The 22,802-nt window shown below is 60.2% G+C and carries 24 protein-coding genes; 11 read left to right on the forward strand and 13 right to left on the reverse strand.

Annotation, left to right across the window (positions count from 1 at the left end):
- Positions 1-127 precede the first annotated feature (127 nt).
- Positions 128-1,621, reverse strand: a complete 1,494-nt coding sequence (gene gatB / locus AC1DON_RS20275) for an Asp-tRNA(Asn)/Glu-tRNA(Gln) amidotransferase subunit GatB (protein ID WP_476936637.1) — start codon at positions 1,619-1,621, stop codon at positions 128-130.
- A gap of 220 nt (positions 1,622-1,841) precedes the next feature.
- Here gatB and AC1DON_RS20280 point away from each other — a divergent pair, with 220 nt between their 5' ends.
- Together AC1DON_RS20280 and AC1DON_RS20285 are read left to right on the forward strand one after the other, a co-directional pair.
- The gene (locus AC1DON_RS20280) at positions 1,842-2,576 is read left to right on the forward strand and encodes a hypothetical protein (RefSeq protein ID WP_476936638.1); all 735 of its coding nucleotides are present in this window, start codon (positions 1,842-1,844) and stop codon (positions 2,574-2,576) included.
- 1 nt (position 2,577) lies between these two features.
- On the forward strand, positions 2,578-3,255 hold the full coding sequence (locus AC1DON_RS20285; protein ID WP_476936639.1) for a hypothetical protein: 678 nt from the start codon (positions 2,578-2,580) through the stop codon (positions 3,253-3,255).
- 70 nt (positions 3,256-3,325) lie between these two features.
- Here the strand turns inward: AC1DON_RS20285 and AC1DON_RS20290 are convergent, their stop codons facing one another.
- Positions 3,326-3,556: a hypothetical protein gene (locus AC1DON_RS20290; protein WP_476936640.1), complete on the reverse strand. Its 231-nt coding sequence runs from the start codon at positions 3,554-3,556 to the stop codon at positions 3,326-3,328.
- Between the two features lie 247 nt (positions 3,557-3,803).
- Positions 3,804-3,935: a hypothetical protein gene (locus AC1DON_RS20295; protein ID WP_476936641.1), complete on the reverse strand. Its 132-nt coding sequence runs from the start codon at positions 3,933-3,935 to the stop codon at positions 3,804-3,806.
- 251 nt (positions 3,936-4,186) lie between these two features.
- On the opposite strand from AC1DON_RS20295, the gene AC1DON_RS20300 reads away from it, so the two are divergent.
- The gene (locus AC1DON_RS20300; RefSeq protein ID WP_476936642.1) at positions 4,187-5,404 is read left to right on the forward strand and encodes a ricin-type beta-trefoil lectin domain protein; all 1,218 of its coding nucleotides are present in this window, start codon (positions 4,187-4,189) and stop codon (positions 5,402-5,404) included.
- 259 nt (positions 5,405-5,663) lie between these two features.
- Here the strand turns inward: AC1DON_RS20300 and AC1DON_RS20305 are convergent, their stop codons facing one another.
- The 8 genes from AC1DON_RS20305 to AC1DON_RS20340 all read right to left on the reverse strand — a co-directional run bounded on the left by AC1DON_RS20305 (position 5,664) and on the right by AC1DON_RS20340 (position 13,693).
- A complete protein-coding gene (locus AC1DON_RS20305; RefSeq protein ID WP_476936643.1) occupies positions 5,664-7,643 on the reverse strand; it encodes a putative bifunctional diguanylate cyclase/phosphodiesterase in 1,980 nt (659 codons plus the stop codon).
- Between the two features lie 82 nt (positions 7,644-7,725).
- Positions 7,726-8,148, reverse strand: coding sequence for a RidA family protein (locus AC1DON_RS20310; protein ID WP_476936644.1), 423 nt, complete (start codon positions 8,146-8,148; stop codon positions 7,726-7,728).
- A gap of 80 nt (positions 8,149-8,228) precedes the next feature.
- Entirely contained in the window at positions 8,229-10,226 is a 1,998-nt protein-coding gene (locus AC1DON_RS20315) for an OPT family oligopeptide transporter (protein ID WP_476936645.1), read from the reverse strand.
- Positions 10,227-10,401: 175 nt separating this feature from the next.
- The gene (locus AC1DON_RS20320; RefSeq protein WP_476936646.1) at positions 10,402-10,737 is read right to left on the reverse strand and encodes a hypothetical protein; all 336 of its coding nucleotides are present in this window, start codon (positions 10,735-10,737) and stop codon (positions 10,402-10,404) included.
- 129 nt (positions 10,738-10,866) lie between these two features.
- The gene (gene gatA, locus AC1DON_RS20325) at positions 10,867-12,351 is read right to left on the reverse strand and encodes an Asp-tRNA(Asn)/Glu-tRNA(Gln) amidotransferase subunit GatA (protein WP_476936647.1); all 1,485 of its coding nucleotides are present in this window, start codon (positions 12,349-12,351) and stop codon (positions 10,867-10,869) included.
- Position 12,352: 1 nt separating this feature from the next.
- A complete protein-coding gene (gatC, locus tag AC1DON_RS20330; RefSeq protein ID WP_476936673.1) occupies positions 12,353-12,640 on the reverse strand; it encodes an Asp-tRNA(Asn)/Glu-tRNA(Gln) amidotransferase subunit GatC in 288 nt (95 codons plus the stop codon).
- Positions 12,641-12,820: 180 nt separating this feature from the next.
- Positions 12,821-13,180 carry a UrcA family protein gene (locus AC1DON_RS20335; RefSeq protein ID WP_476936648.1) on the reverse strand — a complete coding sequence of 120 codons (360 nt, stop codon included), beginning with the start codon at positions 13,178-13,180 and terminating at the stop codon, positions 12,821-12,823.
- A gap of 144 nt (positions 13,181-13,324) precedes the next feature.
- A complete protein-coding gene (locus tag AC1DON_RS20340; protein ID WP_476936649.1) occupies positions 13,325-13,693 on the reverse strand; it encodes a UrcA family protein in 369 nt (122 codons plus the stop codon).
- A gap of 255 nt (positions 13,694-13,948) precedes the next feature.
- Between AC1DON_RS20340 and ruvX the strand changes: the two genes are divergently transcribed.
- The 3 genes from ruvX to AC1DON_RS20355 all read left to right on the forward strand — a co-directional run bounded on the left by ruvX (position 13,949) and on the right by AC1DON_RS20355 (position 16,547).
- Positions 13,949-14,452 (forward strand): Holliday junction resolvase RuvX, encoded by a 504-nt coding sequence (gene ruvX, locus AC1DON_RS20345; protein ID WP_476936674.1) that lies wholly within the window; start codon positions 13,949-13,951, stop codon positions 14,450-14,452.
- The gene (locus AC1DON_RS20350; protein ID WP_476936650.1) at positions 14,449-15,390 is read left to right on the forward strand and encodes an AEC family transporter; all 942 of its coding nucleotides are present in this window, start codon (positions 14,449-14,451) and stop codon (positions 15,388-15,390) included. Before ruvX ends, AC1DON_RS20350 begins: the two co-directional genes overlap by 4 nt.
- Before the next feature lie 113 nt (positions 15,391-15,503).
- On the forward strand, positions 15,504-16,547 hold the full coding sequence (locus AC1DON_RS20355) for an NAD(P)-dependent alcohol dehydrogenase (protein WP_476936651.1): 1,044 nt from the start codon (positions 15,504-15,506) through the stop codon (positions 16,545-16,547).
- Positions 16,548-16,581: 34 nt separating this feature from the next.
- Here AC1DON_RS20355 and AC1DON_RS20360 read toward each other — a convergent pair whose 3' ends face one another.
- Positions 16,582-17,397: an isocitrate lyase/PEP mutase family protein gene (locus AC1DON_RS20360; RefSeq protein ID WP_476936652.1), complete on the reverse strand. Its 816-nt coding sequence runs from the start codon at positions 17,395-17,397 to the stop codon at positions 16,582-16,584.
- A gap of 101 nt (positions 17,398-17,498) precedes the next feature.
- On the opposite strand from AC1DON_RS20360, the gene AC1DON_RS20365 reads away from it, so the two are divergent.
- The 5 genes from AC1DON_RS20365 to dprA all read left to right on the forward strand — a co-directional run bounded on the left by AC1DON_RS20365 (position 17,499) and on the right by dprA (position 22,599).
- Entirely contained in the window at positions 17,499-18,470 is a 972-nt protein-coding gene (locus AC1DON_RS20365; RefSeq protein WP_476936653.1) for an aspartate carbamoyltransferase catalytic subunit, read from the forward strand.
- 169 nt (positions 18,471-18,639) lie between these two features.
- Positions 18,640-19,935, forward strand: a complete 1,296-nt coding sequence (pyrC, locus tag AC1DON_RS20370; protein WP_476936654.1) for a dihydroorotase — start codon at positions 18,640-18,642, stop codon at positions 19,933-19,935.
- Positions 19,936-19,950: 15 nt separating this feature from the next.
- Positions 19,951-20,604 (forward strand): glycerol-3-phosphate 1-O-acyltransferase PlsY, encoded by a 654-nt coding sequence (gene plsY, locus AC1DON_RS20375; protein ID WP_476936655.1) that lies wholly within the window; start codon positions 19,951-19,953, stop codon positions 20,602-20,604.
- Between the two features lie 78 nt (positions 20,605-20,682).
- Complete coding sequence (locus tag AC1DON_RS20380) at positions 20,683-21,381, forward strand: alternative oxidase (RefSeq protein ID WP_476936656.1); 699 nt, start codon at positions 20,683-20,685, stop codon at positions 21,379-21,381.
- A 102-nt stretch (positions 21,382-21,483) separates the two neighbouring features.
- Positions 21,484-22,599 carry a DNA-processing protein DprA gene (gene dprA, locus AC1DON_RS20385; RefSeq protein ID WP_476936657.1) on the forward strand — a complete coding sequence of 372 codons (1,116 nt, stop codon included), beginning with the start codon at positions 21,484-21,486 and terminating at the stop codon, positions 22,597-22,599.
- Here dprA and AC1DON_RS20390 read toward each other — a convergent pair.
- Complete coding sequence (locus AC1DON_RS20390) at positions 22,596-22,781, reverse strand: hypothetical protein (protein WP_476936658.1); 186 nt, start codon at positions 22,779-22,781, stop codon at positions 22,596-22,598. The two genes, dprA and AC1DON_RS20390, sit on opposite strands and share 4 nt — an antisense overlap.
- Positions 22,782-22,802: the final 21 nt, after the last annotated feature.

A 22,802-nucleotide genomic window follows, 5' to 3' on the forward strand; every position in this document is an offset into this window, starting at 1 on the left:
TTGTGCTTAGACCATCCATGCGCTCTCAGGCTTCGCCCTCCCCATTCATGGGGTAAGCGTAGCGAAAGTATAGCTTTCGCAAGCGCAGGGACCATTGGCGGAGCCAATGGTGGGTGGGGCCTCTTACTTAAAGTCCCAGCTTCGCCTTCAACAGTTCATTGACCGTCGCCGGATTGGCCTTGCCCTGGGTCGCCTTCATGACCTGGCCAACGAACCAGCCAAGCGCCTGCGGCTTGGTCGCCACCTCGGCAGCCTTGTCCGGATTGGCAGCAATGATCTCATCGACGGCCTTCTCAATAGCGCCAGTATCAGTCACCTGCTTCAGGCCGTGCTTTTCGACGATCTCGGCAGGCGTCATGATGCCCTTCTCGTCCCACATGTGCTCGAACACAGTCTTGGCGATCTTCGACGAGATGGTGCCGTTCTCGATCAGCTCGACCAGGCCAGCGATATGCTCGGGCGGGATCGGCGACTCATCGATCTCGTGGCCATCCTTCGACAGCCGCGCCAACAGTTCGTTGGTCACCCAGTTGGCGACCAGCTTGGCGTCACGGCCCTTCGCCGCCTTTTCGAAATAGTCAGCCCGCGCCTGTTCCGAAATCAGCACCTGCGCGTCATACGAGCCCAGGCCGTAATCCTTCTGGAACCGCGCCTTCTTGTCGTCGGGCAGTTCGACCAGGTGTTGACGAATCTCCTCGATCCACGCCTCTTCGATATTGAGCGGCAGCAGGTCGGGGTCGGGGAAGTAGCGATAGTCGTGCGCCTCTTCCTTGGACCGCATCGAGCGCGTCTCGACCTTGACGGCGTCGAACAGGCGGGTCTCCTGCACGATCTTGCCGCCGTCTTCCAGAATTTCGATCTGGCGGCGCGCTTCGAACTCGATGGCCTGCTGCATGAAGCGGAACGAGTTGACGTTCTTGATCTCGCAGCGCGTGCCCAGCGGCTCCCCCGGACGGCGGACTGACACATTACAGTCAGCGCGCATATTGCCCTTTTCCATGTCGCCGTCGCAGGTGCCCAGATAGACCAGGATGGTGCGCAGCTTCTTGAAATAGGCCACCGCCTCGTCCGACGAGCGGATATCGGGCTTAGAGACGATTTCCATCAAGGCGGTGCCGGCGCGGTTCAGGTCGACATAGGTCGCATTGGGATCGAGGTCGTGGATCGACTTGCCGGCGTCCTGTTCCAGGTGCAGGCGCTCGATGCGCACGACGATCGCCGGCGTGTCCTTGTCGGGCTCGACCAGCACCTCGCCCTCACCGACGATCGGGTGATAGAGCTGCGAGATCTGATAGCCCTGCGGCAGGTCGGGATAGAAGTAGTTCTTGCGGTCGAAGCGCGAGAAGCGGTTGATCTGCGCCTTGAGGCCGAGGCCCGTCTTGACCGCCTGCTCGACGCAGTAACGGTTCAGCACGGGCAGCATGCCGGGCATGGCAGCATCGACGAGCGAGACCTGCTCGTTCGGCCCTGCGCCAAAGCCGACCTTGGCGCCGGAAAACAGCTTGGTATTGGAAGCGACCTGGGCGTGGACTTCCAGCCCGATGATCAGTTCCCACGGCCCGGTCCGGCCCTGGATAAATTTGGAAGGGTCGGCGGGGCGAATATCGAGATCGTTTGTCATAGGAGGGATATAGCCGTCTGGCTTTTGGCAGCAAAGAGAAATCTGAGGATTAGGCTAAACCAAAACCCAAGTTGGCGATCCCCCATAAATGGTATAGCAATGCATAACGACTTATGAGGCAGGAAATATGAAGCCAAATCACGACAATAGAAAACGGGCTTTTTCTGAAGTCGTGAGCTTGGACGCCTGGCACAAACCTACCAGTAAAGGAGCCATGCGAATGTCTCTCCATGCCGACGTGGTATTTAGCGAAGGACGTTTAGGGGGGGAGGAGACTTCTAAAGTCAGATTTAAGTTAGCTGTAAAAAGAGCTGAGCTGATAGTAATTCTGCCAGAAACTGAGCCTATATCTGTAGATAAAAAAACCGTTTCCCGAGACACTCCGAAATTTTCAGGTACAAAAATAAATAAGTATTCCTTCGACTCGCAAACTGACGCCTCCGCTTCGGCTAAGATAGTTGCGGGTGCCAAGGGAGTAAACGCACGAGCTCAAGCTGGAGTTGGCGCAAAAGTAAGCCTCGCCTCTCTTCAATCTCTTGAAACTTTTGAGGAGGTTAGCAATTTTGAAATTAAGCAAACGCGTACCGCAGAAGGACATTACCGTTGGCAACTACTTCCGAGCGGCAACTCTCAGCTACTCGATGGACGCCCTTGGAATGCTACAAAAGAACCGCGAATGAAGGTAATCGACAAACGCCTAGACAGAACCAAAGGAATTGCTCCATCTGTCCGAATCGAGGTTCGTTGCTTGCGTGAAGATCTTTTAATATCCAATATTGAAGTTAAAGACAAAAATGTTTGGCAATCTTTTTCAACCATGAGCAACCGCAATAAAGAGGCTGCAGCAGAAGCTTGCATACGGGATAGGTTATGCTCAGAAGATCTTGAGTTTGGGAATTTATCGGACCCATATAGTTCGATTGTTATCGCCAGAATAACCTCAGAATCAGACTAAAATGCCCCACTGGCTCGACAAAGTCTTAGACATTTATAATGCTGACACTATCAATTTACGTGAGCTGGCAAAAATAGCTGGCGCAAACCCTGAGTTTTTTTACGTCGGCACGAGTATGCGCAACGTCGACGTCAAAGGGCAGGATTTAACAGGTATACGTTTCTCTGACCAAGAAAAAAGGGCACTCATTTATGATGAGTCGACAAAATTCGATGAATATTCAGAGCCAGAAGAAGATACAGGAGAGGCAGCCCTAAAGGCAAATATAGATTACATACTTAGCATAAAAAATGAATCGGAAAGACTTGCGATAATAATAGAATTTATAATGAAAAATCCAAAAAAGATGAGAGCCATAGAAAATATATACAAAGACAAATCACATTCAAACAATATCGTAGTCAAATCTCTTTTAGGAGACGCTCTATACATAGACCTATTTGGGCCAAATATGAACCGGGAGAAATTCAAATTATTCTTAAGAAACCATCTATTAGACGCTAAATTTCACAACATATCCAGCAGAGCTCTATATGTAGCAAAGTACTTGGGAAACATACCTGATGTAAGAGCACAGCTCATAAAAATTATAAACAGCCCCAATATATCTCAAGCACATAAATCTGAAATAGTATTTTGGATTAACGACGCAGAAAAAAAACCGCAATACGTATTTTGAGATAACGAGGTCGCAATAAAGTACCGTTTATCAAATTTAATTCAAATAATATCTTAATTTACTCTGACTATTATGCCGCCATTGCGTCCATCGCATCGAGCAGCTTGAACACCGCGTCGTCGAGGCTCAGGTCGGCGTATTTGGCGCGGGTCAGGATGCACTCGACAAAGTCCGCTGCGCGTTGCGCGCCCTGCGGCGTCCAGAAGTCCGTGAAGCGGGAGAGAAGGTCGGCTTTGGCCTCGGCCACCGACACCTCACCGGCAATGAAACGCTCCAGTACAAGCTTGATCCAGTCCTGCATTGTCTTGCCCTCGGATTATTTGTTCACATTTTGTTCTTATTGTGAGCGAGAGTCAAGGGAGGCGTCTCAAAAGGAAGAAAGATACCCCACCACCATCTGCTGCGCAGATGGTCCCCCTCCCCGGCAAAGCCAGGGAGGGGTGATCGCGCTCTGTATCTCCTCCCTGTGCGAAGCATGGGGAGGGGAACCGCACGAGACGACGCTTGCGTCGGCGAGATGTGGTGGTGGGGTTTCTTGCTTGCAGAGCTTAAACCGGCTTCTTGATGTTGTTCAGAGTCTGCGCCTCTGACCGCGAGCCGACCTGGACGGTCTCGACCTTGACGGCGGACTTCTTCGGCTTGCGGACTTCTTTAGTGCTTTTCTTCTGACCTTTGGCCATGACTCGCTCCTGTTGCCGATGTGTACAGGCTTATGACAGGTTTAGCGAAGATAAGCCCGTTAAATAAGACGGGCACCGCCAAGTGCACAAAATCCACAATATCGATCAAAAATAATCATTTTCAATCTGCGGCCTCTTTTCCTTTTCTGCCGTCCGGATTAGAGGTGAGAGCAAGCCGTTTACAAATATTAATTTGTCTGACAATAATGCACCCAACGGCCTCAAGAGCCACATCTGCAGGGAACAGTGCCATGTCCATCCGCTTGTCCGGCGCGTTTGCCGCCAGCCTGATCGCGCTTTCCGCCGGTATTGCCACCGGCGCCCAGGCCCAGACCGCCAGCCCTCCGCCGGTCACGCAGCTGTCGATCGGCACCAGGTTCGTTGACGGCTTCTGCGCCGATGTGCGCCAATCTGACGGACAGGTCGTCATCAACAAGTGCAATGCGCAAGCCTCACAGGCGATCAATTACGACGAAAACACCGGCCAAATCCTGCAGAACGGCAAGTGTATCGTCGCTCCCGCCAAGGGCCAGCCGCTGAGCTTGCACGCCTGCACCACCACCGCCGAAGCGCTGTGGACGTTCGAAGCGAACGGCACGCTCAAGACCGATTCCGGCCTGTGCGCCGACATCCTGAACTTCCAGCGCGATCCGGGCACGGCCGTCATCGCCTGGGACTGCACGGCGGCCGACAACCAGAAATTCTTCCTGACCAATATCCGCAAAGTCGCCAGCGCTTCCACCGCATCGCCAGACGTCGCGGTCGAGCCGCTCAAGGGCCAGCCGGTCGTCGCATCCTACTTCGTCCACGGCCAGTGTCTGTCGGTCAAGGGCAATGGTGAGATCGAAACCGCGTCCTGCACCGGCAAGGACGAACAAAAGCTCAACTTCGCCAGCGACAGTTCGGGCGCCATCGTCCAGGGCGGCAAGTGCCTGACCGCCAAACAGAACGGATCGGCCCTTGTGATGGCGGCCTGCGCCCGGACGCCGGAGCAGGACTGGGCCTTCACCAGCGAAGGCACGCTGCGCAACCGCGCCGGCGCGTGCGCGGACATCCTGAAGTTCGAGCCCCGTCCTGGCGCCAGCGTTATCGCCTGGGAATGCACGGCGACCGATAACCAGAAGTTCTATCCCGCCCTGGCCGTACAGTCGGGCACGGCGACCCTGGGGGCGAAGCTCGGCACCGCGCTGAAGACCGCCAATGTCACGACTCTCACCGTCCTGCCGGGCTATTCGCCGTTCAATGCCACGGCCTCGGCCGACGGCAAGCTGGGCGCAGATGACCAGAGCCGCATCACCTCGACGACCAATGACACGGTCGTCTTCGGCGGCGCCGGCGTCTTTACGGTCAACTTCCCCAACGGCCTGGCCAGCGGCGAGATCAAGGCGCAGATCGGCAAGGTCAGCGTCCTGCCCAGCGACTGGTCGTTCTTCTCAGGCAGCACCGCGGGGATGATGACGCTTAAATAAAGGCGAGCGCTTCCGAAACGCGACAAAACCAAAGAACGATGACATTAGCCCCCCTTCCGTCATTTGCTCCGCAAATGCCACCTTCCCCGTAAACGGGGAAGGAAGGTGTTGAATTGGCTTGCTTAATTCCTTCCCCGTTTACGCGGGTTTGGCGCCGGCGAAAGTATAGCTTTCGCCAGCCATGGGCAGCGAGCATCAGCGAGCTGACGGAAGGGGGATTTCCGTGCTTAGACAAGAATGCGATCTAAAGTCATCACGCCTAAGACTTGAGCCTGAGGATCGTCGGTTCCTCGGGCTCGGCGACCACGCCCAGATAGGTGCGCGCCGCCTCCCCGCTCATCGGCTTGGCGAAGTAATAGCCCTGCACGAAGGTCGCGCCCAGGCTGCTCAGCAGCTCGAGCTGCTCGCTTGTCTCCACGCCTTCGACGATGCAGGTCAGGCCCATGTCGGCGCACAGCGCGGTCAGCGACTTGACGATCTTGAAGCTGGCAGGGTTGTTGCAGATGTCGGTGATGAAGCTGCGGTCGATCTTCAGCTTGTCAAGCGGCAGGCTGTGCAGGTGACTCAGCGACGAGAAGCCGGTGCCGAAATCATCGAGCGAAATCCCCACGCCCAGCGCCTTGAAGGTATCGACGGCGGCGCGCGCCGCTTCGGCGTCCTGCGACACGGCGGTTTCGGTGATTTCCAGGTCGATGCGGCTGGGCGCGACGCGGCTGGTGTTGATGGCCGCCAGCACCGAAATGACGCTTTCGGACGAGCTTAAGTCATAGGCCGACAGGTTGAACGACAGGCGCACCTCTTCGGGCCACAGGGCGGCCTCGGCCAGCGCCTTGCGCAACAGGGTGCGGGTCAGGGTGACGATCAGGCCGATCCGTTCAGCGGCCGGGATGAAGATGCCCGGCGACACATGGCCCAGCGTCGGGCTGTGCCAACGCGCCAGCGCTTCCATGCCGACGACACGCTCGCTGCCAAGCTCGACGATCGGCTGGAAGACGACCGACAGTTCGCGCTCGAAATCGGCAGCCTTGAGCGCCTGCTCGATGCTGCTGTCGTCGCGGATCTGGGCTTCGTGTTCGGCCGAGAACAGGACTGTGCCGCCGCGCTGATGGCGCTTGGCGTAATAGAGCGCGTAGTCGGCGCGTTCGAACAGCATGTCCGGCGTGCCGGCATTGTCGGGATAGAGGGCAAACCCGATGGAGCTGCCGATCTGGGCCTTGGCGGCGCCGATCTGGTAAGGCAGGCGCAAGGCGGTGGCGATACGGCGGCCAAGGGTCTTCAGGCCCTCGGTCGAAACCTGGCCGGTGACCAGGATGGCGAATTCGTCGCCGCCCAGGCGCGCCAGACTGATGCCATCGCCGCAGATGCCTTGCAGGCGTTTGCCGACTTCGACCAGCAGCCGGTCGCCCGTCGCATGGCCGTAGGTGTCGTTGACCGGCTTGAAGCCGTCGAGGTCGATAATGCCGACGGCCAGTTGCGCCTCCTCACCCCGGAAGAAACCAGAGTGAGCGCGCTGATGCAGGGCCACGAGGGTGTCAAAGAACCAGCGGCGGTTGGGCAGTTGCGTCAGGGGATCGAGATTGGCGATGCGGAAGTTTTCGTCGGACAGCCGGCGCGTTTCCGTCTGCGACGCGACCAGCTTGGCGAAGTCGCGGTTGTAAGTCAGCAGGACCACCACCATGGAAAACGACACGAGGGCGAGATTGGTCGCAAGTGCCCATAGCGTCTGTTCAGGCCGCGACAAAAAGTAGGCGATAAACGGCACATTGGCGATGAAAATGACCGACATGGCCGCGGCCCGCAAATGCATCAGGCAGACCGCGCCGCCGATGACATTCATGGAGATGAAGAAGACCATCTGTCCGCGGGCGTAAGGATCGCCGTACTGGAAGAGGAACAGCCCCCAAAGCGTAAAGGACAGGGTCAAAAGCCCGCAAAGCTTTGTCGTAACGCGCATCAGGCGCACGACTTCTGCATCGCTGAACACCTTGTCGCGGTTGCGGATGAACCAGATGGCGCGGACAACGCAGATGGCGCATATGGCCAGCGGCACCCAGACCGCTATCCATGCCGGCGCCTGGTGCGCGAACGTGAGGATGCCTGACAGGGTATTGGTGACGAGGATAAAATACAGCAGCGGAATTTGCCGCGAGAAGGCAGCATACTGCGCCCGTACAAGCGTCATGTTCTCGGTGTCGACCTTGAACAAATTCCAAAAACGCTGGAAGGCAGTACGTAGCAAAGGGTTTTCCGCCGGCTTTGAGCGAATTCTATCGCAGGCCCGCCAGTCTACCCTTTTCCTCTGAATTTTTGGTTTAAACCGCTTATTTTTCCGGGACGTGCGCCCAGAATTCGATTTCGACCGTGGCGCCATAGGCCAGTCCGCTGACGCCCAGGGCTGTGCGGACCGGCAGGCGGCTGGGGTGGAAGTACGGCTTATAGAGGCGGTTGAAGTCGCTCCACTTGGTCGCATCCGTCAGCATGACCGTGGCCTTGAAGACATGCTCGAGGCCCAGACCATAGCGCTTCAGGATTTCGGCGGTGTTGGCCATGATGTATTTGACTTCGTTCTCGAAGCCTTCGGCCAGCTTGCCGTTTTCATCGAGACCGATCATGGCCGAGAGGTAGAGAACGTTGCCGACCTGGACCGCTTCGGAAAACGGCGAACGCGGATGCGGATGCAGGTAGTAGGTGATGCCTTCGGCGGGCATCGGCTTGATCTTGGGGAGGTCTTCGGTGTTCGACATGGTCATAATTCCGGTATGCGGCTGGCGCTATGGCGCTGCTAATAAACGGGTTTGCGGCAGACGGAAAGACTGAGAATCGCTCAGTTCTCCGTCTCGATCTTTTTCCCCTGCCCTGCCGCCCAGACATAAAGCCCCACGACAATCGCACCCCCCGCAACAAGCGCTGCGATCATATCCCACGGCTTGGCCAGCGGCGTCACGAACTGCGACACAATGTCCGGGTTCTGCGTCAACGACACCAGGGTCGCGAACACGACGTTCAACAGGCTTTCGCCGACGATGAAACCCGACGCCACCAGCACCCCAAGACGCTTGGCAATCTCGGCCCCCTTGGCCCGCGACACCATGCCTTCGAAGATCCAGCCGGCCAGGGCGCCGATCACCACCGGCGCCGTCACCGCCGATGGCAGGTAGATGGCCAGGCCGACACCCAGGGGCGGCAAGGAATACTTGCCCTTGCTGCTGCCTTTCAGCACCTCGTCGATAACGATCAGCGCCGCGCCGACCAGGGCGCCAATCCCAAGATACATCAGCGGCAAGTGCCCACCGATAGCGCCCCTGGCCAGGGTCGAGATCAGCGTCGCCTGTGGGGCATTCAACTCACGGCCGGGCTTAAGCGCGTGGTAGTTGGGATCGCCCTGAAAGCCATAGACGTCGTTGAGCAGGTTCAGCGTGATCGGCACCATGACCGCACCGGCGACAACACCGATGATCAGTGCCACCTGCTGCTTCCACGGCGTGGCGTCGACCAGCTGGCCGGTCTTCAGGTCCTGCAGGTTGTCGTTGCCGATAACCGCGACGGCCAGGACGACCGTCGTCACCATCAGGGCAAAGGCGATCAGCGCCTGCTCGACATTCGGACCGGTCAGCTTGTAGCCGATCAGGCCGATAATGACCGAGGCCCCCAGAACGGTCAGGATAGCGACACCCGAAACCGGCGAATTGGACGCGCCGATCAGGCCGGCCATATAGCCGCAGACACCTGCCGCCAGCATGCCGACAATGATGATATAGGCTGTACCGGCAACGACCAGCGGCAGGCCGACCTGCGCCAGCGGACTGCCGGAAATAAAAGCGGACAGCAGCCACGCTGCCGGAATGATCGACAGCAGTATGACCAGGCCGACGATCCAGATCGGCAGGTCCTGCTCCGAACGCGGCAACAGATCGCCCTGCCCCGACTGGCGTGCCCTGTTGGCTTCCAGCGCCGACACGAGGCCCTTCCATACAGGCACAATCAGCTTGCCAATCGCCCACAGGGCCGCGACGCCGATGGCGCCGGCGCCCATATAACGCACACCGTTCTTCCACAGACCGACCGCATGGGCTTCGAACTCAATGCCAGTGGGCATGGGCGTGATCGAGGTCAGTACAGGCACGCCGACGCCCCAGGCCAGGAACAGGCCGAACGCCATGGCGATGCCGACCGTAATCCCCATCAGGTGCCCGGCGCCCATCAGGGCCAGCGAGCTGGAACCGGCCAGACCCGTCGCACCCGAGCCATTGCCGAACTTGAAGAATTTGGAGATTTCCGCCGCCATGAAGGTGCTGACGGCCGCCGCAGCATAGGCCGCCGATGCCAGGCTGCCCCACACCACCGCCATCAGGCCGGCCGAGCCTTCGGCGGCGCCTTCGCGCGACGAGGTGCCGACTTTCAGCACTTCGGCCGCCGCCACGCCTTCGGGGTACGGCAGGCTGGATTGCGAAACCAGCGCCCGGCGCAGCGGCATGGTGTACATGACCCCAAGGATGCCACCCAGGGCGCAGGCCGCGAAGGTGGTGAAGAACGGAATGCGCGCCCACCAGCCGATGATCAGCAGGCCCGGCAGGGTGAACACTACCGAGGCCAGGGTCCCCGCCGAAGACGCGATCGTCTGGACGATATTGTTTTCCTGGATGGTCGCTGATTTGAAAAAGCGCAGCAGCGCCATGGAAATGACCGCTGCGGGAATGGACGTCGCGAAGGTCAGGCCGACCTGCAACCCCATATAGACCTGGGACGCCGTAAACAGCATGGTGATCAGGACGCCGAGTATGACGCCCCTGAGGGTAATTTCGACGGGTTTGGCGCTGGACATCTCGGCGTGGCTCCGGGGTACTTTCTTGTGTGCGGTCGGCCCGCACTTAACAATTTGTTACCCGCATTACTGCCGCATTACGCCGCTTTGGCAAGAGGTCGATACAAATTCAACAAAAATTTCCGTGCGCGTCAGCTTTCAGAGCGCATAATGATGTCGGTTCGACAAAAACGCATCATGCGCTCGGCTTGGAAATATCCTTCAGCGTGTCGCGCAGTTGCGTATCCAGCGCCTTGCCGGTGTCCTGGCGGATGCGGCCGTCGACGAAAATCTTCTCAACGACATCCTTGTAGTCGCGATAATTGCGCAGCTCATAGGCCGCCGCCATCTTCGACGCGGTCTCGCTGTCGGAGCGGCTCAGCTGTTCCATGATGGCGTAGAAGCGCTTGTAGCGCTCATGGCGGTTGCGTTCGGCCTCAAGCAGCACGAACCACATGGCGGCCCACGCGATGACGATCAGCGGCAGGACCAGAAGTCCCCAAGCCACCATATCCTGAACCGTCTTCAGCATCCGCCATGTCCTCCGCGCGTCCTGCGCCGTCTCTCAGGCCCCGCCCGCGTCTTAGTTTACGCGGGCGAAGTCTGAAAACACAAGGCTTTCGCGCATCGGGAGAACGGTTTATCCGTTATTCCCGTCAGGTTACCACCAGCGGTCCGGACGGGCGTTGAAACCCGCGGCTTTTTCAAGCGCGTAGCCGGCCTTGAGCACCGAACCTTCGTCCAGCGCCTTGCCGATGACCTGCAGACCCAGCGGCAGGCCGGTCGAATCGAGGCCGGCGGGCACCGACATGCCAGGAAGACCGGCCAGGTTGGTCGTGACAGTGAAGACGTCGTTCAGGTACATGGCGACCGGATCGGCAGCCTTTTGCGCATCGCCCAGCTGGAAGGCGGCCGATGGCGTCGCCGGCGTCAGGATGACGTCGCAGCTGTTCCAGGCATTGGTGAAATCCTCTGCGATGCGGCGGCGGACTTTCAGGGCCTTGACGTAGTAGGCGTCGTAGAAGCCGGCCGACAACACGTAGGTGCCGATCATGATGCGGCGCTTGACCTCCTTGCCAAAGCCTTCGGAGCGCGACAGCTCATAGACGTCGGTCAGGGATTGCGCCTTGTCGGTACGATGGCCGAAACGCATGCCGTCATAACGCGCCAGGTTCGAAGAGGCTTCGGCCGGGGCGATGATGTAGTAGCACGGCAGGGCGTACTTGGTGTGCGGCAGGCTGATCCGGACGATCTCGGCGCCGGCGTCTTTCAGCCAGGCGATGCCTTGTTCCCACAGGGCGTCGATCTCGGCCGGAATGCCGTCGAGGCGATATTCGTCGGGGATACCGACGCGCAGGCCCTTCAGCGATTGCCCCAGGAAGCTGGAAAAATCCGGCACGGGGATGTCGAGCGACGTCGAGTCCTTGGCGTCGTGGCTGCACATGGATTGCAGCATTATGGCGGAATCCTCGACTGTCTTGGTGATCGGGCCGGCCTGGTCGAGCGACGAGGCAAAGGCGACCATGCCGTAGCGTGAACAGCGGCCATAGGTCGGCTTGATGCCGACCGTGCCTGTGAACGCTGCCGGCTGACGGATCGAACCGCCGGTGTCCGAAGCGGTCGCGGCGAGGCACAGATCGGCGGCAACAGCCGAAGCCGAACCACCTGAAGACCCGCCTGGCGTCAGCGCCGCGTTGGAGCCGCGCGACTTCCACGGATTGGTGACCGGCCCCCAGTGCGAGGTTTCGTTGGACGAGCCCATGGCGAATTCGTCCATGTTCAGCTTGCCCAGCATGACCGCGCCATCGCGCCACAGATTGGCCGTGACGGTCGATTCGTAGGTCGGCACGAAGTTGGCCAAGATGCCCGAGCACGCGGTCGTGCGCACGCCTTCGGTGCAATAGAGATCCTTGATGCCCAGCGGCGCGCCCTCCAGCACCCCGCCCTCGCCCTTGGCCAGCTTGGCGTCGGACGCAGCGGCCTGCTGGCGCGCCCTGTCGAAGGTTGTCTCGACATAGGCGTTCAGCGCCGGATTGGCGGTCTCGATGGCGCCGATAAAGGCGTCAGTCAGTTCGGCCGAGGAAAATTGCTTGCTCTTCAGACCGTCAACGGCGGCCTTGAGCGTCAGTTTGGTCAGGTCACTCATACTATTCCACCACCTTCGGCACGATGAAGAAGCCGTCGACCGACTTCGGTGCATTGGCGGTGACGTCCTTGACCTTATCGCCATCGCTGATGACATCGTCACGCAAGGGCGTGCCGGTTTCGACGGCCGTGGTCATGGGCTCGGCACCGGAAACATCGACCTCGTTCAGCTGTTCGATCCAGCCCAGTATGCCGTTCAGTTCACTGGCCAGCGCCTCCAGGCGCTCGTCGCTTTCCCTGAGGCGCGACAGGCTCGCCACCTTTTTGACGGTCGCCACATCAATGGCCATCATCGAACTCCTTTATTCCGAAGGAGCCGGGTTAGCCGATTGCAAGCGGTTTTGGCAAGTGCTGCCAGAGCGATATGGCGAAAAGTATAGCAACAGAGCAAAGAAAAGGCCGCGCCGTCAGGACCGGCGCGGCCAGTTTATTCCGGACTGCGGGAGGAGCCGGAAGGACAGAAGGATCAATTACCAGGTACGTTGCCGGCGGGCGTCGGCCAACTGCGGTTCGGCGGCCGTGCGTTGAATGTGAATTTCGCTCAGGCGGGACTTTTTCAGGTCGGCCACGGCGCCATCAATGGCGCGGGCGCGACACTCGGCATTGTCCTTGCGCACCTGAAGGCTGCCGCCGGCGATGTCGCACACCTTATGCGAAGCCTTTTCCAGGCGGCCGTAGAAGGCCTTCACATCACTAAGATTGTTGAAGTCAACACCGTCGGTGCGAACATTGGTTGTTTCACCGACCTCCTCACGCGCCATGGCGGGCACGGCAGCGGCGGTGGCGGCGAGCAGCAGGCACAGGGCCGCGGGTGCAAACAAACGTTGCATGATGATCTCCTTGATAAAGACCCTTCACGAGCCTTCAGACGTCGAAAATGGTGTCTTAATACCGTGCATCAGTTGTAAAAAATGGGCCGCCCGACTTTTCGAAGCGCGCGGCCCATTATCTTCCTCTGACAGGCTCTCCGGGTGTCAGCGGGAAGCTTCGTTCCAGGCCAAGCGCGTCGGCGAACGGCCCGCCTTGCGGTCGGACAGTTCGGTCAGCTGCGGCCGGTTGACCTGTGCGACGGCGGCTTCGACCTGACGCGCCTCGCACGCCTTGTCCGCGTTCTTTTGCAGGACATCGGTAGAGGCTTCGCTCTCGCAAACGATGCGCGCCGCCGCCTGAATGCGGTTGTAAAGCATGGCCACGTCGGACCGTTTGTTGAAATCGACCTCGCGGGTGTCGACGCTCACCTCGTTCCAGCCGCCGTCAGCGGCAAGGGCCGATACGGGAGCAAGGGTAGCTGCGCCAATCAGGGTGGCAGAGATCACGGCGACGGCCGAAAAAAGACGGGACATTGGAAAGCTCCTGGGAAGTCAGAATGTGTATTAGGCGCAGCATCAGAAATACAACAACCGCCCCTGATATTTAAGTTAAATATGCGTCATTTTATTAAAGTTGCTACAGATATTAACTTTTCGTAATTTATGACAAGTATGTAATCAAGAGTAATGAAGGTGAAATTGATACGATTACACATGACACTTTCTTGACGTGTGCAATTGAAACCAACATGCGTTGACTCGGAGCCCGTCCGGGGCCATTGCATGGCCATGGCTGTCATTGACATTACAGAACTGAAGAGCGCGTTGCCGCCGCGCCAGGGTCTGCTGGGCCTCGACCTCGGCGAAAAGACGATTGGCGTCGCGATATCCGACATTTCCCTGACCCTGGCCTCGCCGCTGGAGCTGATCCGCAAGAGCAAGTTCACACTGGAGGCCGAACGCCTGTTCAAACTGATGGCGCAGCGCGAAGCCGCCGGCATCGTCATCGGCCTGCCGTTCAATATGGACGGCACCGAAGGCCCGCGCGCCCAGTCGTGTCGGGCGTTCGCGCGCAATCTCCTGCGTCTTCGCGACATTCCTATCGCCTTCTGGGATGAGCGCTGGTCGTCGTCGGTGATGAACCGCTTCCTGATCGAAGAGGCCGACCTCAGCCGCGCCAAACGCGCAGAGGCGATCGACAAGAATGCGGCCGCCTATATTCTCCAGGGCGCGCTGGACCGGATGCTTGACGCCAGCTTCGGAGACACAGGCTTAGGAGATGGGGGCCTTTGAGCTTCGACACTATTCTTAATGGCATCGTTCCGGTCTTTCTGCTGATCGCGCTGGGCTATGGCCTGAAGAAGTCCGGCTTCCTGCCCCTGCCCGTCTGGCCGCCGATCGAGAAGTTCGCCGTCTACGTCCTGTATCCGGGCTTTCTGATCCCAACCATCTGGCACGCCGACCTGACGGGCTTTTCAACCGGCCCGGTATCAATGGGCGTGCTCGGCTCAGTCGCGGTGGCGAGTGTGGTCGGCTTTGGGCTGAAACCGATACTGCGCCTGCCCGGCCCGACCTTTACCAGCGTTTTCCAGGGGCTGATGCGCTTCAATTCGTTTGTCTTCATTCCGGTGGCTGCAGGGATTTTCGGTGACGACGCCATGACTCTGGCGGCGATTGCCGTCAGCGCGCTCATACCCGCCTCCAATATGATCTGCATCCTGGTGCTGGCGCGCTGGGGCGAACCCGAAGGCGATGTCAAACCCGACAAATCGCCGCTCGGCATGGCCAAGACCCTGCTGACCAATCCGATCTTCGCCTCGTGCCTGATCGGTCTCAGCTTCAATTTCCTGAATGTGCCGTCGATCCCGTTCGTCGAGAAATCCCTGCGCATGCTGGGCGAAGCCGCCATCCCCACTGGCCTGATCCTGGCCGGCGCAGGCCTCAGCTTTGCCTATGTCTACCGTCAGCCCGTCCTGGTCGGCGCCGTATCGCTTTTCAAGGTGCTGGTCATGCCGATCCTGGCCTGGCTGATCTGCCGGGCTCTGGGCGGCGACCTGATGGCCCAGGGCGTAGCGCTGGCGTGCGGCGCGGCCCCGTGCGCGGCAGCCGCCTACGTCCAGGCCCGCCATATGGGCGGAGACGCGCCGCTGATGGCCGGCATCGTCGCCATGACCACCTGTTTAAGCGCCATCTGCCTGCCGCTGCTGTTGTGGCTGTTTCATCTGGTTTAAGCGCAAATTACCCACAGGAAGGCACGCAACGGCCCCTTACACCGCACAGCGTGTGGTCCCATATGCGCATCGTCCACCGGCAACCCTTCCCATAAATAAAAGAGATCTGCGCCATGACACTCGCCAAAGCCTGGGCTGCGCTCGCGCCCAATGAAAAGTTGCAGCCTTTTACTTTCGAGCGCCGCGCCCCCAATGAGGACGACGTGGTGATCGACATCCTCTATTCCGGCGTCTGTCATTCCGACATCCACCAAGTGAACAATGACTGGTTCCCCGGCCTGTTCCCGATGGTGCCGGGCCATGAAATCGTTGGTCGCGTCCGCGAAGTCGGTTCCAAGGTCAGCCGCTTCAAGGAAGGCGATACCGTCGGCGTCGGCTGCTTCGTCGATTCCTGCCTGAAGTGCCAGCAACGCGACGTCGATCGCGAGCAGTACATGATGGACCAGATGGCGGCGACCTATAACGGCATGGACCGCGATGGCACGCCAACCTACGGCGGCTATGCCGACCATATCGTCGTCCGTGAAGGCTACGTCCTGTCGATCCCTGACAACCTGCCGCTCGACGCCTCCGCGCCCCTGCTGTGTGCCGGCATCACCCTCTATTCGCCGCTGAAGCACTGGAATGCCGGCCCCGGCAAGTCGGTCGCCATTGTCGGCCTCGGCGGCCTCGGCCACATGGGCGTCAAGTTCGCCAAAGCCCTTGGCGCCGAAGTCACGGTCATCAGCCAGTCCCTGTCCAAGAAGGATGACGCCCTGGCCATGGGCGCCGACCATTACTACGCCTCCAGCGATCCGGAAACCTTCGCGAAACTGGCCAGCAGCTTCGACCTGATCATCAATACGGTCAGCGCGGCGATCGACTGGAACGCCTATCTCAACATGCTGAAAATCGATGGCGCCATGGTGCTGGTCGGTATTCCGGACAATCCCGTTCCCGTAAGCGCCTTCGCGCTGATCGGCGGTCGCCGGTCCCTAAGCGGCTCCGCCATCGGCTCGATCAAGGAAACGCAGGAAATGCTCGACTTCTGCGGCGAGCACAACATCGTCTCGGATATCGAAGTCATTGGAATCGACCAGATCAATGAAGCGTGGGAGCGCGTCGTAAAATCCGATGTCCGTTATCGCTTCGTCATCGACATGGCGTCACTCAAGTAAAGATGAAGGCGCCCTGTTCCGCAGGGCGCCTTTTTTATTTGGCCGCCCCGGCGTTGAGCAGCGCATTGTGGTCACCACCGCCGATCAGGCCGGAAATATAGCCGAAGCTCTCGTCCTTCGCCGCCGTGATAAAGGCGGTCATAGCCGCCGAATGCAGCCAGCTTCCCAGCGACACGCGCCGCACGCCCAGGGCCGCCAGTTCGCTGACCGAAAGCGGTTTAGGCCCCAGCCCACCCAAGACATTCACGGGCCGATCAACTTCGCGGCAGACGGCAGCTATGTCCGCGACCGTCGCCAGACCCGGCGCATAAAGCACATCCGCGCCGGCTTCCTGATAGGCCTGCAGACGCGCAATCGTGTCCTTCAGATCGCGACGGCCATGCAGGTAGTTTTCCGCCCGCCCGACCAGCGTGAATTTGAACGGCAGGGCTTTGGCAGCCTCCACGGCGGCGCGCATCCGGTCGGTAGCCTCCGCGATATCGTAGATGACGCGGTCGTCGCCGGTCGAATCCTCAATCGAGCCGCCGACCAGGCCGGCTTCTGCGCCCAGACGAATCGTTTCGGCGCAGATTTCGGGCGTGTGGCCGAAGCCGTTCTCCAGATCGGCCGCGAGAGGCAGGTCCGTGGCGTCCGCCAGATCGCGAATATGGGCCAGCACGTGATCGCGCCCGGCATTGTAGTCCGGCACGCCCAGCGAGCGCGCATACCCCGCACTGGTCGTCGTCAGCGCCTTGAAGCCCAAGGCCGCAAGCATTCGTGCCGTGCCGCGCTCCCATGGATTGGGGATCACAAAGCAACCGCTGTCGTGCAGGGCTGCGAATTCCGTTGCCTTTTCCGCCTGGGTTTTCATGAAAACGGTCCTTCCTGCTTGTGCTTTGCGGCGTTCTCCGCCACAAACCGGCCAAATCGTGTCAGCATGCACGCCTTGCATCCAACCTCTCCATGACCCCGATGACCACTGACGTCAATGACCTGATCCGCACGCGCCTACTGCCCTTCCCCAAGCGGCATTTCCTGGGCGCGCAGGACCTCGATCCGCCCGATATCATGAACCTGCTCGACCTGGCCGACGTCTTCGTCGACCTGAACCGGCAGGCGACCAAGAAGCTGGACCTGCTCAAGGGCAAGACCCTGGTCAACATGTTCTTCGAAAACTCGACGCGGACGCAGTCGAGCTTTGAACTGGCCGGCAAGCGGCTGGGCGCCGACACCGTAAACATGAGCATGAAATCGTCTTCGGTGGCCAAGGGCGAGACCCTGGTCGATACGGCGGTGACATTGAACGCCATGAAGCCGGACCTGCTGGTTGTGCGCCATTCGGCTTCGGGGGCGGCAGCGCTTCTGTCGCAAAAGGTCGGCTGTTCAGTCATCAATGCCGGCGACGGTCAGCACCAACACCCGACCCAGGCCCTGCTCGACATGTTGTCGATCCGCCGCGCCTTTGGCCATGTCGATGGGCTGACGATTGCGATCTGTGGCGACGTGACCCATTCGCGAGTGGCGCGCTCGAACGTCATCCTGCTCAACGCCATGGGCGCCAATGTTCGCCTGGTCGGGCCGCCGACGCTGATTCCTGGGGATGCCGATGAATGGGGCACCGAGGTCTATCACAATATGCGCGAAGGCATTGCCGGCGCCAATGTGGTGATGATGCTGCGCCTTCAACTGGAGCGCATGGACGGCGCCTTTATTCCGTCGACGCGCGAATATTTCCGGTTTTTCGGACTCGATCGCGAAAAGCTGGCTGTGGCCGCAAAGGATGTCCGCGTCATGCACCCCGGCCCCATGAACCGCGGTGTCGAGATCGATTCGGACGTCGCCGACGATCTTTCCGTCTCGCTGATCCAGGACCAGGTTGAAATGGGTGTCGCCGCGCGCATGGCTGTGCTGGCATCGCTCGCGGCTCGGCTGGAGAATAACTGATGACCAGCGTTCCCCCTCCCACCGCTTCGCGGTCCCCCCTCCCCGTAAACGGGGAGGGAATTAGAAGGACGACTTTTCCTTCCCCGTTTACGGGGAAGGTGGCTTTTGCAGAGCAAATGACGGAAGGGGGACCTTCCTTTGACGGCGCAATGATCTCCGGACAAGGCTTATGACAAACACCACCGCCCTCGCCTTCGTCAATGCCCGCCTGATCGACCCGGCCAGCGAATATGACGGCCCCGGCTCCGTCATCGTCGTCGAAGGCGTTATCGCCGACGTCATCCACGGCCACGACGTGCCGTCGGGCCACACCGGCATTACCGTCATCGACTGTAATGAAAACGCTCTGATGCCGGGCCTGATCGACATGCGCGTGCGCACCGGCGAACCCGGCTCGGAACCCAAGGAAACGCTGAAGTCCGCCTGCCTGGCCGCAGCCGCCGGCGGCGTGACGTCGTTTGTCGTCCAGCCCGACACCCATCCGGTAATCGACGAACCGGCTATGGTCGACTTCATCCTGCGCCGGGCACGCGACATCGAACTGGTCCACGTCTATCCCGCTGGCGCCGCCACCAAGGAAAACAAGGGCCAGCAGATGGCCGAGATCGGCCTGATGGCCGAAATGGGCGCGCTCTATTTCACCGACGCCGACCAGCCGATCGTCAATTCCAAGATCCTGTCGCGCGTGCTCAGCTACGCCAACGGCTTCAATGCCCTGATCGCCCATCGCCCGAAAGAGCCGTGGCTGTCCGAAGGCGCCGTCGCCACCTCGGGCGAGATGGCCGCGCGCATGGGCCTGGCCGGCGTCTCGGCGCTCAGCGAACGCATCATGATGGAGCGCGACCTGGCCCTGGTCGAACTGACCGGCGCACGTTTCCTGGTCGACCAGGTCTCGACCGCCGAAGGCCTGGCGTCGCTGGAACGCGCCAAGACCAAGGGGCTGGACGTCTACGCTTCAGCCAGCATCAACCATCTGGTGTTCAACGAGATCGATATCGGCGACTACCGCACCTTCTACCGCCTCGATCCCCCCTTGCGCGCCGAACGCGATCGCCTGGCCTGCGTTGATGCGCTGGCCAACGGGTTGATCGATGTCGTGGTGTCGAACCATTCGCCAGCGCCCGCCGAAGACAAGCGCCTGCCGTTTTCCGAAGCCGCGCCTGGCGCCATTGGCCTGCAGACGCTTCTGCCGGCGCTGATCGGCCTGCACCTCGAAAACGATATCCCCTTGATCGATATCCTGCGCGCCGTGACGCAGAACCCAGCGCAACTGCTGGGCCTCGAAGCCGGCCGCATCGCCAAGGGCGCCCCGGCCGACCTGATTCTGGTCGATATCGACGCCCCCTTCGCGTTGCGCGAGCGCGACATCCTGTCGAAATCTAAGAACTCACCCTTTGAAAACCGCACGTTACAGGGCAAGGTGCTGAAAACCCTGGTCGACGGCCGAATCGTCTATCAGGCATAAGCGATTGGACACCCAGTGAACGCCTTCCCCGCCCCAGCCATCTATGCCCTGGCCGTCATCGGCGGGTATCTTCTGGGCTCGATCCCGTTCGGGGTTCTGGCGACACGCATGGCCGGCATCGATATCCGCTCCATCGGCTCGGGTAATATCGGCGCCACCAATGTGCTGAGGACCGGCCGCAAGGACCTGGCGCTGATGACCTTCGTCGGCGACACCGGCAAGGGCGCGGCCGCCGTAGGCCTGGCCTTCGCGCTGCTGCTGTCGGCCGACCTTGAGACGCGCCGCATCGCCATGGCGCTGGCGGGCGCCGCCGCATTCCTGGGCCACCTCTTCCCCGTCTGGCTGAAGTTCAAGGGCGGCAAGGGCGTCGCGACCTTCTTAGGGACTTTGTTTGCCGCCTGCTGGCCCATGGGGCTGGTTGCCGGCGGCCTGTGGCTGCTGACTGCCTTCACCTTCCGTATCAGTTCGCTGTCGGCCCTGGTCGCGGCGGCGCTGGTTGTGCCTGTCAGCCTGCTTATCCCCTATATCGACCCGCCCTACGCCTTCTGCGGCATGGCTCTGTTCATGGCGGTGCTGATCTACATCCGCCACGCCGACAACATCAAACGCCTGCTCAAGGGCGAAGAGCCGAAGATCGGCAAGAAGAAAGAGGCCGCATCCGAGGCGTGAGCGCGATTTGATCCGGATCAAGGAAACCGCGCCGTAGCGGAACTATAAGAGGCCCAGTGAGTTGAAAGGGCCTGCGCCATGTACACCGAACCCGCCATCGACCTGACCGTCCACCATAAGCCGGTCAACCTGTCCGACCGTTTCGCGCTCGGCTTCACCAAGCTGCTGCGTTTCTGCGCGGACACCTTCTTTGCCAAGCGCTACGGCCACCGCGCCATCGTGCTGGAAACGGTTGCGGCGGTTCCGGGCATGGTCGGCGCCACGCTCAACCACCTGAAGTGCCTTCGCCGCATGCAGGACGACCGCGGCTGGATCCGGACGCTTATGGAGGAAGCCGAAAACGAGCGCATGCACCTGATGACCTTTATCGAGGTCGCCAAGCCAACCCTGTTCGAACGCCTGGTTATTGTCGCCGTGCAATGGGTATTCTACATCGCCTTCTTCCTGCTCTACGTGGTCACCCCAAAGACCGCGCACCGCATCGTCGGCTATTTCGAGGAAGAGGCCGTCATCAGCTACACCCATTACCTGGCCGAGATCGACGAAGGCCGCAGCCCCAACGTGCCGGCGCCCGAAATCGCCAAGCGCTACTGGAAGCTGCCGGACACTGCCACCCTGCGCGACGTCGTCCTGGTCGTCCGTGCCGATGAGGCCCACCACCGCGACGTCAACCACGCCTTCTCGAACGAATTGAACGGTGGGACGATCGATCACGAAGCCATTGCCCCCTGCCCGATCCACGACGAAGGCGTGTGCATCCAGAAGCTGGCGGCGTAAATCATGCGCAGAAACGACAAAAGCGGGAGGCGGAAACGTCTCCCGCTTTTACGCGCTTGAGAGGTTGATAGCGGCCTGCTAACCTCCCGGTAGAGGGACCTCATGCCATTCGACCGCATCACCACGGCCACCACCGACACCGAACGTTTCGCCCGTTTGCGATTGGCGCGCACCGAGCGCGTGGGGCCAGTCAACTTCGCCAACCTGATGCAGCGCTTCGGCAATGCCATGACCGCACTCGACGCCCTGCCCGCCGTTGTCGGCCGATCGGGGGGCAAGTTCACTGCCGCGCCCGAAGCAAAGGTCCACGAAGAACTCAAGCGCGGCGAAGCCATTCACGCCCGTCTGTTGCTGGCGGGCGATTCGCACTACCCCTCCCTGCTGGCGCAGATCGACGCCGCCCCGCCCGTCCTGTGGAGTCTCGGCCCAGGCCTGCCGCTCAATCGCCGCGCCGCCGCCATTGTCGGCGCACGCAATGCCTCCGCCGCCGGCCAGACCCTGGCGCAGCAGTTGGCGCGCGAACTTGGCGAGGCAGGTTTTACCATTGTCTCAGGCCTGGCACGCGGCATCGACACCCGCGCCCACACAGCCGCGCTGACATCGGGCACAGTCGCGGTTCTGGGCGGCGGGATCGACGACGTCTATCCGCCGGAAAACGCCGCGCTTTACAAGACTATCGGTGAGCAAGGCCTGATCCTGTCGGAAAGTCCGGTCAGCTATACGGCGCAGGCGCGCGATTTTCCCCGCCGCAACCGCATCATCTCCGGCCTCAGTCTCGCCACCATCGTCGTCGAAGCCGAACTGCGCTCTGGCTCATTGATCACGGCGCGACTGGCGGCGGAACAGAATCGCGATGTGTTTGCGGTGCCCGGTTCGCCGCTCGATCCCCGCGCCCGCGGCTGTAACGACCTGCTGCGCCAGGGCGCCCATATCTGCGAAAATGCCGAAGACGTCATCCGCGCCCTCGATACCCATATCGGTTTTGAGTCGCCGGGATCGCGCTTCACGCACGACGCACTAACGTCTCCCAGTATCGAAACAGATATAGCCAGCGCCACCAAGGTCTTGCTGCAACTGACAAGCCCCGTGCCCATGGGGCGTGATGAACTGGTACGGCTGTCGGGGTTTCCGGCCTTTGTCGCCCTGTGCGCCCTGAGCGAACTGGAAATCGCCGGCAAGATCGATTCCGTTCCCGGCGGCGGTTACGTTCGTTCTTAGGTTTCGGCGTTTAGATGATCCAGCGCCCGGATTCCCGCCATGCGCAGGGCCTGGCTGAGATCATCGGCTTCGATCTTTTCCGCCAGTTCTGCAAGCTCCAGGGACATGTGCGCGATATAGTCAAGCATTTCGCGCTTTTCTGCGTCGGAAAGTGTTGCGTCGCCAGAGGGTTGGTCGGTCATGAAGGGGTTCCGTTTTGAGTC

The organism is Asticcacaulis sp. P4_H10, assembly GCF_056400965.1.

Excerpts from the sequence above, each read along its gene's own strand:
- gatB (WP_476936637.1), bottom strand. The coding sequence starts at position 1,621 with ATGACAAACGATCTCGATATTCGCCCCGCCGACCCTTCCAAATTTATC.
- AC1DON_RS20280 (WP_476936638.1), top strand. The coding sequence starts at position 1,842 with ATGTCTCTCCATGCCGACGTGGTATTTAGCGAAGGACGTTTAGGGGGG.
- AC1DON_RS20285 (WP_476936639.1), top strand. The coding sequence starts at position 2,578 with ATGCCCCACTGGCTCGACAAAGTCTTAGACATTTATAATGCTGACACT.
- AC1DON_RS20290 (WP_476936640.1), bottom strand. The coding sequence starts at position 3,556 with ATGCAGGACTGGATCAAGCTTGTACTGGAGCGTTTCATTGCCGGTGAG.
- AC1DON_RS20295 (WP_476936641.1), bottom strand. The coding sequence starts at position 3,935 with ATGGCCAAAGGTCAGAAGAAAAGCACTAAAGAAGTCCGCAAGCCGAAG.
- AC1DON_RS20300 (WP_476936642.1), top strand. The coding sequence starts at position 4,187 with ATGTCCATCCGCTTGTCCGGCGCGTTTGCCGCCAGCCTGATCGCGCTT.
- AC1DON_RS20310 (WP_476936644.1), bottom strand. The coding sequence starts at position 8,148 with ATGTCGAACACCGAAGACCTCCCCAAGATCAAGCCGATGCCCGCCGAA.
- AC1DON_RS20315 (WP_476936645.1), bottom strand. The coding sequence starts at position 10,226 with ATGTCCAGCGCCAAACCCGTCGAAATTACCCTCAGGGGCGTCATACTC.
- AC1DON_RS20320 (WP_476936646.1), bottom strand. The coding sequence starts at position 10,737 with ATGCTGAAGACGGTTCAGGATATGGTGGCTTGGGGACTTCTGGTCCTG.
- gatA (WP_476936647.1), bottom strand. The coding sequence starts at position 12,351 with ATGAGTGACCTGACCAAACTGACGCTCAAGGCCGCCGTTGACGGTCTG.
- gatC (WP_476936673.1), bottom strand. The coding sequence starts at position 12,640 with ATGGCCATTGATGTGGCGACCGTCAAAAAGGTGGCGAGCCTGTCGCGC.
- AC1DON_RS20335 (WP_476936648.1), bottom strand. The coding sequence starts at position 13,180 with ATGCAACGTTTGTTTGCACCCGCGGCCCTGTGCCTGCTGCTCGCCGCC.
- AC1DON_RS20340 (WP_476936649.1), bottom strand. The coding sequence starts at position 13,693 with ATGTCCCGTCTTTTTTCGGCCGTCGCCGTGATCTCTGCCACCCTGATT.
- ruvX (WP_476936674.1), top strand. The coding sequence starts at position 13,949 with ATGGCTGTCATTGACATTACAGAACTGAAGAGCGCGTTGCCGCCGCGC.
- AC1DON_RS20355 (WP_476936651.1), top strand. The coding sequence starts at position 15,504 with ATGACACTCGCCAAAGCCTGGGCTGCGCTCGCGCCCAATGAAAAGTTG.
- AC1DON_RS20360 (WP_476936652.1), bottom strand. The coding sequence starts at position 17,397 with ATGAAAACCCAGGCGGAAAAGGCAACGGAATTCGCAGCCCTGCACGAC.
- AC1DON_RS20365 (WP_476936653.1), top strand. The coding sequence starts at position 17,499 with ATGACCACTGACGTCAATGACCTGATCCGCACGCGCCTACTGCCCTTC.
- pyrC (WP_476936654.1), top strand. The coding sequence starts at position 18,640 with ATGACAAACACCACCGCCCTCGCCTTCGTCAATGCCCGCCTGATCGAC.
- AC1DON_RS20380 (WP_476936656.1), top strand. The coding sequence starts at position 20,683 with ATGTACACCGAACCCGCCATCGACCTGACCGTCCACCATAAGCCGGTC.
- dprA (WP_476936657.1), top strand. The coding sequence starts at position 21,484 with ATGCCATTCGACCGCATCACCACGGCCACCACCGACACCGAACGTTTC.
- AC1DON_RS20390 (WP_476936658.1), bottom strand. The coding sequence starts at position 22,781 with ATGACCGACCAACCCTCTGGCGACGCAACACTTTCCGACGCAGAAAAG.